Below are 10,410 nucleotides of genomic sequence, written 5' to 3' on the forward strand. Positions count from 1 at the left end.
GGAGATGGGGCGGGGGTCAGCCGATGACCGCGTCCACCAGCCGCTGCGCCTCCGCCTGCACCTGCGTCAGGTGCTCGGGGCCGCGGAAGGACTCCGCGTAGATCTTGTAGACGTCCTCGGTGCCGGAGGGCCGCGCCGCGAACCACGCGTGCTGCGTGACCACCTTGAGCCCGCCGATCGGGGCGTCGTTGCCCGGGGCGTTGGTCAGCGTCGCGAGGATGGTCTCGCCGGCCAGCTCGGTCACGGGGACGTCGTCGGGGGAGAGGGTCTTCAGCTTCGCCTTCTGCTCGGCGGTCGCGGGGGCGTCGATGCGCGCGTACGCCGGGTCGCCGTGCAGGGCCACGAGGTCGCGGTACCGCTCGGACGGGGACTGGCCCGTCACGGCGATGATCTCCGCGGCCAGCAGGCACAGCAGCAGCCCATCCTTGTCCGTGGACCACGGGCTGCCGTCGAACTGCACGAAGGACGCGCCCGCGGACTCCTCGCCGCCGAACACACCGGTGCCCGTCAGCAGGCCCGGCACGAACCACTTGAAGCCCACCGGCACCTCCACGAGCTCGCGGCCCAGGTCCCCGGCCACGCGGTCGATCATCGAGGAGCTCACCAGGGTCTTGCCCACGCCCGCGCTCTGGGGCCACTGCTCGCGGTGGCGGTACAGGTAGTCGATGGCCACGGCGAGGTAGTGGTTCGGGTTCATCAGCCCGCCGTCGGGGGTGACGATCCCGTGCCGGTCCGCGTCGGCGTCGTTGCCGGTGGCGACGTCGAAGGGCGCCTGCCCGTCCGCGTCCGGGGTCATCCGCTCGATCAGCGAGGCCATCGCGTTCGGCGACGAGCAGTCCATGCGGATCTTGCCGTCCCAGTCCAGGGTCATGAACCCGAACCGCGGGTCCACCTCCGGGTTCACCACGGTCAGATCCAGCCCGTGGCGGTCGGCGATCTCGCCCCAGTACGCCACGGACGCCCCGCCCATGGGGTCGGCGCCGATGCGCACGCCCGCCTCGCGGATCGCCTCCACGTCGATCACCTGCGGCAGATCGGACACGTACCGGTCCAGGAAGTCGAAGCCGCCCAGCTTCGCGTGGCCGGCGACGTCGGCGCTCGCCACCCGGTGCACGCCCGCCAGCCCGGCGGCGAGCAGCTCGTTGGCGCGGTCGGCGATCCACGTGGTCGCCTCGGTGTCCGCGGGGCCGCCGTGGGGTGGGTTGTACTTGAAGCCGCCGTCCGCGGGCGGGTTGTGCGAGGGGGTGATCACGAGGCCGTCCACGAGGCCGGCGTTGTCCCCGTCCACCGCGAAGCCCGACGGCGACAGCTCGCGCCCGGCGTTCAGGTGCAGGATCGCGTGGGAGACGGCGGGGGTGGGCGTGTAGCCGCCGCGGGAGTCGACGAGCACCTCGACGTCGTTGCCGAGCAGCACCTCGACGGCGGTGTCCTGCGCGGGCCCGGACAGGGCGTGCGTGTCCCTGCCGACGAGGACCGGCCCCGTGATCCCGTGGTGCGCGCGGTACTCGACCACGGCCTGCGTGATGGCGGCGATGTGGTCGTCGTTGAACGAGGTCGTGAACGCGGAGCCGCGGTGGCCGGAGGTGCCGAACACGACCTTCTGCGCCGGGTCCGTCACGTCCGGGTGACCGGTGCGGTACGCCTCCACGAGGGCGTCGACGTCGATGAGGTCCTGCGGCAGGGCGGGGGTGCCGGGACGCTCGGCGGCGGGCAGGGCGGCGGTGTTCTCGGTCATGTGCCACACCTTGGCACGGGCGGGCGGACGGGGGAAGACGCGCGGCCCAGCGGGACGACGGCGGCGGTCACTCCCGGCAGCCGGCGCACAGCCCCCAGTAGTAGACCTCGGCCTCGTCGACCGCGAAGCCGTGGTCCTCGGGGGCGTCGAGGCACGGGGCGGAGCCGGTGCGGCACGGCACGTCCACGACCGTGCCGCAGCCGCGGCACACGAGGTGGTGGTGGTTGTCGCCCGTGCAGATCTCGTAGCGGGCCGGAGAGCCGGCGGGCTGCAGGGAGCGCACGAGCCCGGCCTCGGTGAGCGCGTGGAGGCAGTCGTAGACGGCCTGGTGCGAGGTGCCGGGCAGGGCCCGACGCACGGCGGTCAGCACGGTGGACGCGTCCGCGTGGGGGTGGTCGGCGAGGGCGGTCAGCACCGCCAGGCGGGGCCGGGTCACGCGCAGGCCGACGCCGCGCAGCAGCGTGCGCTCGTCCTCATCCCGCGTCGTGGTCTCCATGCCAGTCGATCCCATCCGGTTCTCTGGAACATGTCAAGAAAGAGCGGGCTGCTTCGCCCCCGGCGCACCGGCCATTCCCCGCCGTGCCCGTGCTGACTACGGTGAATCCTCGACCCCGGGGCGCACCGGCCCGGGCGCCGTCGACGAGGAGGTCCCCACCCATGGCCCAGCCCGAGCCCGTCCGTCTCGTCCCGGGTGGAGCCGTGGACCGCCCGGCCGAGCAGGCCCTCCTCGCGGCCGCCGCGGCCTGCGGCGGCGACGTCGACGCGATGGTCGGGCTGCTCCGTGCGTCGTCCGGTGCCGCGTCCGGCGAAGACGCCGCCCCGCTCGACCTGCCGCTGACCGGCGCGGGGCGCACCCGCGAGCAGTGGGAGCTGCTCGCCTCCGTCGCCGCGCAGGACCTCTCGGCCGCCCGCGTGCTCGAGCCCCATCTGGACGCGCTCTCGATCCTGTCCCAGGCCGGCGTCCCCGCCCCGGCCGGGCTGCTCGGTGTGTACGCCTCCGAGTCCGGCGGTCGGACCCCGGCCCTGCGCCCCGCCCCGGACGGCGCCGACACCGCCTGGCTGCTCGACGGCGAGAAGCCCTGGTGCTCGCTCGCGGACCGGTGCGCGGCCGCCGTCGTGACCGGCCGGGAGGCGGACGGCACCCGCCGTGCCGTGCTCGTGGACCTGTCCCACCCCGGCGTCGCCGAGACCGACTCGGCCTGGCCCGCGCTCGGCCTCGCCCCGATCCGCACGGTGGGCCTGGCCTTCGACGCCGTCCCCGGCAGCGCCGTCGGCGGCGCCGAGTGGTACCTGCGCCGGCCCGGCTTCGCGTGGGGCGGCATCGGCGTGGCGGCGGTGTGGTTCGGCGGCGCCGTCGGCATCGCCCGCACCCTGCGGAACGCCACCGCCGCCCGCGTGGCCGCCGAGGCCGAGGGCCGCGGACCGGGCCCGGACCAGATCGGTCAGGCCGCGCTGGGCCGCGTCGACCGGCTGCTCCACGCGATGGCCGCCCTGCTGGCCCGTGCCGCCGACGACGTGGACGCCGGCCGCCTGGACCACGGCCGCGGCATGGTCGAGGCCGACCGGATCCGCGGCACCGTGGCGCAGCTGTGCACCGAGGTGATGGACGTCGTCGGGCAGGCCACCGGCCCCGGCCCGCTCACCGGCAGCGCCGCGCACGCCCGCGCCGTCGCCGACCTGCAGGTCTACCTGCGCCAGCACCACGGACACCGCGACGACGCCCGGCTGGGCGCCGCGCTCCTGACCGGCGAGACCGACGGCGGCTGGACGTGGTGAGCTTCTCCCACACCGACGACGGCACGTCCGAGGCGGCCTGGGCCGAGGGCGGCGTCGGCGAGCTGCCGGAGCTGCGCCTGCCCGTCTGGGACGCGCAGACGCTGCTGCTCGTGGCCGTGGCGCACCCGGACGACGAGACCCTCGCCGCCACCGGCCTGATCCGCTCCGCCCTGCGCGGCGGGGCACGCGTGCACGTGCTGGTCGCCACCGCCGGCGAGGCCTCCCACCCGCACTCGCCCACGCACACGCCCGAGGACCTGGTCCGGCTGCGCCGGGACGAGATGGAGCACGCCCTCGACGCCCTCGCCGCCGGCCTGCCCGCCTCCGCAGGCCCCGGCTCTCCGGCGCGGGACCGGCTGACGTGGGCGTCCCTGGCCCTGCCCGACTCCGGCGTGGCCGAGCACGAGGACGCCGTGCGCGACGCCGTCGCCGCGGCCCTCGACGCCCACCCCGGCCCCGCCGTGCTCGCCTCCCACGACCCCGGCGACGGCCACGCGGACCACGAGGCCGTGGGCCGCGCCGTCGGCGCGGTCGCGGGCGAGTGCGACCTGCCGCTCTACGCCTTCCCCATCTGGTTCTGGCACTGGGCCGACCCGGCCGACCTGCCCGCCCGCCGCTACCGACGGCTGCCGCTCACCGACGACGACCGGGCCGCCCGCCGTGCCGCCCTCGACGCGCACGCCTCCCAGGTCCGGCCCCTCTCCGACGCGCCCGGTGACGAGGCGATCCTCGGCCCCGCCGTGCTCGCCCACCACGAGCGCCCGTTCGAGGCCCACCGCGTCTCCGGCCCCGACGACGCCGACGCCCACCGGGCCGCCGCCGTCTTCGACCGGCTCTACCGGGCCCAGGAGGACCCGTGGCGCTACCTCAGCTCGTCGTACGAGGCCCGCAAGCGGGCGCTCACCCTCGCCGCCCTGCCCCGGCCCCGCTACGGGACCGTGGTGGAGGCGGGCGCGTCCATCGGCGTGCTCACCGCGGACGTGGCCGCGCGCGCGGACCGCGTGGTCGGCCTCGAGGCGTCCCCCACCGCCGTCGAGCGCGCCGCCGCCCGGCTGTCCGGCGCGCCGCACGCCGAGGTGCGCCGCGCCGTGCTGCCCGCGGACTGGCCGGCCGACGTCGCCGGCGCGGACCTCGTGATCGCCTCTGAGATCGGCTACTTCCTGCAGCCCGAGGAGCTCGACGCGCTGATCGACGATGCCGACGCCGCGCTCGCCCCCGGCGGCGAGCTGCTGCTGTGCCACTGGCGCCACCCCATCGAGGGCTGGCCGCTGGACGGGGACGCCGTGCACGCGCGCGTCGCCGCCGACCCGCGCTGGCGGCTGCGCACCGAGCTCGTGGAGGACGACTTCCGGCTCAGCCTCCACGTGCGGGCCGCCGCCGCGACCCACGCCGTCGTCGTGGTGCCCGCCAAGGACGAGCAGGAGCGGCTGCCGGCCGCGCTCGCGGCCCTCGCCGCCGCCCTGGACCGCTGGGAGGAGCACCACGCGCAGGGCACGGCCGCGGTCGTGGTCGCCGCGGACCGCTGCGACGACGCCACGGTGGCCGCCGCCCTCGAGGCCCGCGCCGCCGACCCGCGCATCCACGTCCTCGAACTGGGGGAGCCGACCGCCGGGCAGGCCGGCGTCGGGCGGGCCCGCCTCGAGGGCGCCCGCCGGGCCCGCGCGCTGTTCCCCGACGTGCCCGCCGAGCGCCTCTGGCTCGCCTCCACCGACGCGGACAGCCGCGTCCCCGCCGACTGGCTGCTGGCGCAGACCGTGGCCGCCGGCCGCGACGAGGCGCTCGTGCTGGGCACGGTGGACGTGCGCCAGGGACCGCTGCGGCAGGCCTGGCTCCGCGGCTACCGGCACGAGGAGGGGCACGCGCACGTGCACGGGGCGAACTTGGGGCTGCCGTGGTCGCTCTACGAGGCCGTGGGCGGATTCCCGCCGGTGGCCGAGCACGAGGACGTCGGCCTGGCCGAGGCCGTGCGGGCCCTGGCGGGGGAGCGCGACGGTGGTGAGGGCCGCCGGGTGCGCGTGATCGCCACCGACACCACCCGCGTGCTCACCTCGTCCCGCCTGGAGGGGCGGACCCCCGGCGGGTTCTCCGGGTACCTCAAGGCGGTGGGCCGGCCCGGGTGAGGCCGGCCGTGGAGCAGGGGTGCGGGGCCGGGCCGGGTCCGGGGGCACCGCCTAGACTCGGCACCGGACCGCGACGCCCCGAACCGGAAGGACCGTCATGACCGACCCCCACGCCTCCCACGACCCGCGCCGTGAGGCCGCCCGGCCGAGCTGGTACGGGTCCGAGGCCGGTGCGGGCTCCTCCGGCACCGGCTCCTCCGCCGCCGGCTGGCCCGACGCCCCGGCCGGCGACGCCGACCGCGCCGCCTGGGACCGGGCCCCCTCGTACGCCGAGCAGGAGGGGCAGACCCGCCCCGCCTACGGGCAGCCGTACGGCTACGGCCAGGACGCGAACACCGTCCCCGCCTACGGCTAGGGCGTGTCTGAGAATAGATGCACGAGTCAGCTGAGACCCTGGGGACATGTCCCGGTTCCAGATGCTCTCCGACGCCCAATGGGAGTTGATCGCCCCGATGCTCCCGACCCGGACCGGCCGCGCCGGCAGGCCGTTCGCCGACGCCCGCACCATGGTGGAGGCGATCATCTACCGGTACCGGTGCGGAATCGCTTGGAGGGATCTGCCCGAGGTCTACGGGCCCTGGCAGACCGTGTGGACCTGGCATCGGCGCTTGGCCGAAAAAGGCACATGGGACACGGTGCTGGCCACGCTGACCGCCGCCGCTGACGCCGAAGGCCTGATCGATTGGTCGGTCTCGGTGGACTCCACGATCGCCCGCGCCCACCAGCACGCGACGAACATCACCCGCCACACAGGGGGATGGATCGAACTACAAGAATCCGCGTGAGGAGCCGGCCGATCACGGCATCGGGCGCTCCCGTGGCGGGCTGAGCACGAAGATCCATCAGCTCGTCGATGGGACCGGGCTGCCGCTGGTCAGCCTGATCACCCCCGGCCAGGCAGGGGACTCCCCGATGCTGCTTCCTCTTCTGGAGCAGCTGCGCGTGACCCGGCCAGTAGGGCGGCCCCGGACCCGCCCCGAGGCCGTGCTGGGCGATAAGGCGTACTCCTCCCGGGCGATCCGCACCCACCTACGCGCCCGTGGGATCAAAGCGGTCATCCCCGAACCGGCCGACCAGCAGGGCCACCGCAGACGGCGCGGTGCCCGCGGCGGGCGCCCCGTCAGCCTCGACGCGGCCGCCTACAAGGGCCGCAACGTCATCGAGCGCCAGTACGCGCACCTGAAGCAGTGGCGGGGCCTGGCGACCCGGTATGACAAGTACGCGATCATCTACAGGGCCGCTGTGGTCCTGAATGCTGTGATCGCATGGTCAAAACGATTGTCAGACATGCCCTACGGGCAGGGCACGCCCGGCCACGGCTACGGGACCCCACTGCAGCCCGGCCAGACCGACGGCGTCGGCCGCTCGGTGGCATCCATGATCCTCGGCATCATCTCCGTGGTGGGCGGGTTCACGTTCCTCCTCCCGCCGATCGTGGGCGTGATCCTCGGCCACATCGGCCTCAAGCGCGAGCCCCACGGCCGCGGCATGGCGATCGCCGGCCTCGTGATGAACTACGTGTCCCTCGCCCTGCTGCTGCTCGCCGTCGTGTTCCTCGTGATCCTGGTGATCGCCGGCATGTCCCTGGGCGACTACACCTCGACCTGACCGGCCGGCTCAGCCGGCCAGCAGCAGCTCGAGATGCGCGGCCAGGGCGAGCAGGGGTGCAGACGTGCCGGGCCGGCCGATGAGCTGGACGGACCAGTTCAGGCCCCGCTCGTCCCGGAGCACGGGCACCGCGACCGCGGGCAGGCCGAGCACGTTGACCATCGAGGTGTAGGGCGTGAACGCGCACTGCGCCTCGTAGTTGGCCTCGGGCTCCATCGCCAGGAAGTGGCCGACCGGCGGGGGCGCGGTGGCCAGCACCGGGGTCATCACCACGTCGACGGCGGCGAACTGCGCCCGCACCCCGCGTGACCACTCCTCGAGCCGGTGGGCGGCGTCGTCGATCTCGGCGCGCCCTGCGGCCCGGGCCGTGCGCAGGAAGTGCGCGGCCACCGCGCCCACGTGCGCCTCGGCGTCCTCCGGCAGCGGCGCCCGGAGCAGCCCGGCGGTCCACACCGTGCGGAAGTCCCGGTGATAGTCCTCGCCGTAGTAGGGGGAGAGGTCCTCGACCGCGTGACCGCCCGCGTCCAGGGCGGCGGCGGCCTTCGTCAGGGCGGTGACGGCGGGCCGGGCCAGGGAGATCTCCAGGTCGGGGGCGAACGGCGAGGCCGTGGTGACGCCGATCCGGCGGACGTCGACGGCGTCCCCGGCCCGGGCGGTCTCCACGGTGCGGCGCAGGTCCGACAGCACCCGGCCGGGCAGGCCCTCGGGGGTGAGCATCACGTCGTAGAGCAGGGCGGCGTCCTCGACCGTGTGGGCCAGCGGGCCCGACACCGTGAGGTTGCGGACCGTGTCCGCGTGCTCGTCCATCGGCAGCTCCCCGCGACCGGGCTTGAGGCCCACGAGCCCGCACGCCGCGGCGGGGATGCGGATGGACCCGCCCCCGTCCGAGCCCGGGGCGAACGGCAGGATCCCCGCGGCGACGGCGGCCGCGGCCCCACCCGAGGAGCCACCCGCGGTGCGGGTGGGGTCCAGGGGGTTGCGGGCCGGCGCCGTGACGAGGTTCTCCGAGTAGGAGTCCAGGCCGAACTCGGGCACGGTCGTCTTGCCGAGGGTGACGGTGCCGGCCCCGCGCAGGCGGAGCGCGAGCGGGTCGTCCTGCGCGGCCGGCGGCGCGTCGGCCAGCAGGGCGGAGCCGAACCGCGTGGGCATCCCGCGCACGTCGATCAGGTCCTTGTACGCCAGCGGAAGGCCGTGCAGGGAGGCGGGGGCGCCGTCGTCGTCCGGGGCGGGGGAGGTGTGCGGACCGGGCACGGCCCGGGGCGCGACGCGCGGGTGGGCCGCGTCCAGCTCGGCCGCACGGGTCCGGGCCCCCTCGGCGTCGAGGAGGGCGAACGCGCCGAGGTCCGCGTGGGCCTGGGCCGCGGCGAGGGCGGCCTCCGTGACCTCCCGGGCGCTCAGCTCCCCGGCGGCGAGGTCCTCCCGCAGGCGCACGGCCGAGCGGTCCAGGAGCCGGGCTGGGCCGGGGGCAGAGGGGGTGCGGTCGTCGTCGTCGGCGGCGGGTGCGGCGTCGGAGGTCTGCATGCGGCCGAGCCTAACGGGCGTGGCCCGGGTCATGGACGGCGGGGCCTTCCTGGGACGTCCGGGCGGGTGGCTACGCTGAAGCCATGAGCGCCTTCGAGACCGTCGATGTGAACGAGATCCCCGCCGATGCAACCATCCTGGACGTCCGCGAGGACGACGAGTGGGCCCTGGGCCGCGCCGCCGGCGCCCAGCACATCCCGCTGGGCCAGCTGCCGGACCGGCTCGAGGAGCTGGACCCGGACACGGACTACTACCTGATCTGCCGCACCGGCGGCCGCTCCGCCCGCGCCGCCGAGTTCATGACCGGCCGCGGCTACTCGGCCATCAACGTGGCCGGCGGCTCCGGCGCGTGGCTCGAGGCCGGCAAGCCGATGGAGGCCGACGGCGACGCCGAGCCCACCGTCAAGTGACGGGGACGGGCTCCGCTGACGCGACGCCGTCGCGCCTGCGCTACGCCTTCCTCGGCCCGGCCGGCACCTTCACCGAGGCCGCCCTGCGCAAGGTGGCGGACCCGGCCGAGGCCGAGTTCGTGTCTGCGGGCTCCGTGCTGAGCGCCGTGGCGGCGCTGCGCAGGGGGGAGGTGGACCGCGCCGTCGTCCCCATCGAGAACTCGGTGGAGGGCGGCGTCTCCGCCACCGTGGACGAGATCGCCCTCGGGGAGACGCTGCAGATCCTCGCGGAGGTGCACGTGCCCATCAGCTTCGTGCTCGTGGGCCGGCCCGGCGTCGCGATGGAGGACGTGCGGCGCGTGACCACGCACCCCCACGCCTGGGCGCAGGTGCGCGGCTGGGCCGAGACGGCGCTGCCGGGTGTGGATTTCACGCCCGCCCCGTCGACGGCGGCCGGGGCCGGCCTCGTGGCCCAGGGCGACTTCGACGCCGCCGTGTGCGCCCCGCTCGTGGCCGAGCAGACCGGGTTGCCGGTGCTCGCCGAGCGGATCGAGGACGTGCCGGGCGCCGTGACGCGCTTCGTGCTGCTCTCCCGGCCGACGGCCCTGCCCGCGCCCACGGGAGCGGACAAGACCACGCTGGTGGTGCCGCTGCCGGAGGACCGGCCCGGCGCCCTCGGGCAGATCCTGGCCGAGTTCACCACGCGCGGGGTGAACCTCTCCCGCATCGAGTCCCGGCCGACCGGCGAGGGCATCGGGCGGTACTTCTTCTCCCTCGACCTCGAGGGGCACCTGGCGGAGGCCCGCGTGGGTGATGCGCTCGCGGCCCTGTACCGGGAGTACCCCGACCTGCGGTTCCTGGGCTCGTACGCGCAGGCCGAGCCCGTGCCCACGAGGGTGCCGGCCGAGTTCACCGACGCCGCGTATCGCTCCGGCCGCGCCTGGGTGGAGTCCCTCCGCTCCCGCTGAGGCGGTGCAGCACTTTCGTTCGGGAAACGGCGGCCCCCGGGCCACTTTCGTTCGGGAAACGGCGGCCCCCGAGGGACTTTCGTTGACGAAACGGGAGGTTCCTAGGCCCCTTTCGTGGCCGAAACGGGACGATCACCACGACGACGGGCCGTCGTCGTGCTTCCCGTCCGCGCGTCGCCCCGGCGCCCGTTTCCCGAACGAAAGCGCTGGGGAAGCCGCCGTTTCCCGAACGAAAGTGCTGGGGAAGCCGCCGTTTCCCGAACGAAAGCGGGGACGGGGGATCAGATGCGGGG

The 10,410-nt window shown here is 75.5% G+C and carries 9 protein-coding genes and 1 pseudogene; 7 read left to right on the forward strand and 3 right to left on the reverse strand.

All coding sequences use genetic code 11. The annotated features are described in order from the left end of the window. Window positions 1-16 precede the first annotated feature (16 nt). Entirely contained in the window at window positions 17-1,735 is a 1,719-nt protein-coding gene (gene pgm / locus J1M37_RS04635; protein WP_206452193.1) for a phosphoglucomutase (alpha-D-glucose-1,6-bisphosphate-dependent), read from the reverse strand. A 67-nt stretch (window positions 1,736-1,802) separates the two neighbouring features. Then, entirely contained in the window at window positions 1,803-2,231 is a 429-nt protein-coding gene (locus J1M37_RS04640) for a Fur family transcriptional regulator (RefSeq protein WP_129043297.1), read from the reverse strand. A gap of 161 nt (window positions 2,232-2,392) precedes the next feature. Here J1M37_RS04640 and J1M37_RS04645 point away from each other — a divergent pair, with 161 nt between their 5' ends. From J1M37_RS04645 to J1M37_RS04665, 5 genes and pseudogenes are all read left to right on the forward strand, one after another. Next, the gene (locus J1M37_RS04645) at window positions 2,393-3,511 is read left to right on the forward strand and encodes an acyl-CoA hydrolase (protein WP_206452194.1); all 1,119 of its coding nucleotides are present in this window, start codon (window positions 2,393-2,395) and stop codon (window positions 3,509-3,511) included. Then, window positions 3,508-5,631, forward strand: a complete 2,124-nt coding sequence (locus J1M37_RS04650) for a PIG-L family deacetylase (RefSeq protein WP_049144909.1) — start codon at window positions 3,508-3,510, stop codon at window positions 5,629-5,631. Before J1M37_RS04645 ends, J1M37_RS04650 begins: the two co-directional genes overlap by 4 nt. 97 nt (window positions 5,632-5,728) lie before the next feature. After that, on the forward strand, window positions 5,729-5,986 hold the full coding sequence (locus J1M37_RS04655) for a hypothetical protein (RefSeq protein WP_241250828.1): 258 nt from the start codon (window positions 5,729-5,731) through the stop codon (window positions 5,984-5,986). 46 nt (window positions 5,987-6,032) lie between these two features. Next, window positions 6,033-6,924: pseudogene (locus J1M37_RS04660) on the forward strand (IS5 family transposase); the annotation flags it as partial. An 84-nt stretch (window positions 6,925-7,008) separates the two neighbouring features. Further along, window positions 7,009-7,239, forward strand: a complete 231-nt coding sequence (locus J1M37_RS04665; protein WP_233490708.1) for a DUF4190 domain-containing protein — start codon at window positions 7,009-7,011, stop codon at window positions 7,237-7,239. Window positions 7,240-7,248: 9 nt separating this feature from the next. Here the strand turns inward: J1M37_RS04665 and J1M37_RS04670 are convergent, their stop codons facing one another. Continuing rightward, entirely contained in the window at window positions 7,249-8,760 is a 1,512-nt protein-coding gene (locus tag J1M37_RS04670; protein ID WP_036316237.1) for an amidase, read from the reverse strand. Window positions 8,761-8,843: 83 nt separating this feature from the next. Here J1M37_RS04670 and J1M37_RS04675 point away from each other — a divergent pair, with 83 nt between their 5' ends. Further along, window positions 8,844-9,170: a rhodanese-like domain-containing protein gene (locus tag J1M37_RS04675; protein WP_002858251.1), complete on the forward strand. Its 327-nt coding sequence runs from the start codon at window positions 8,844-8,846 to the stop codon at window positions 9,168-9,170. Further along, window positions 9,167-10,117, forward strand: coding sequence for a prephenate dehydratase (gene pheA / locus J1M37_RS04680; protein WP_036316234.1), 951 nt, complete (start codon window positions 9,167-9,169; stop codon window positions 10,115-10,117). The genes J1M37_RS04675 and pheA overlap by 4 nt, the downstream gene beginning before the upstream one ends. The last annotated feature ends 293 nt before the right edge of the window (window positions 10,118-10,410 follow it).

This window comes from Micrococcus sp. KRD012 (assembly GCF_017168555.1).
GTDB lineage: Bacteria > Actinomycetota > Actinomycetes > Actinomycetales > Micrococcaceae > Micrococcus > Micrococcus luteus.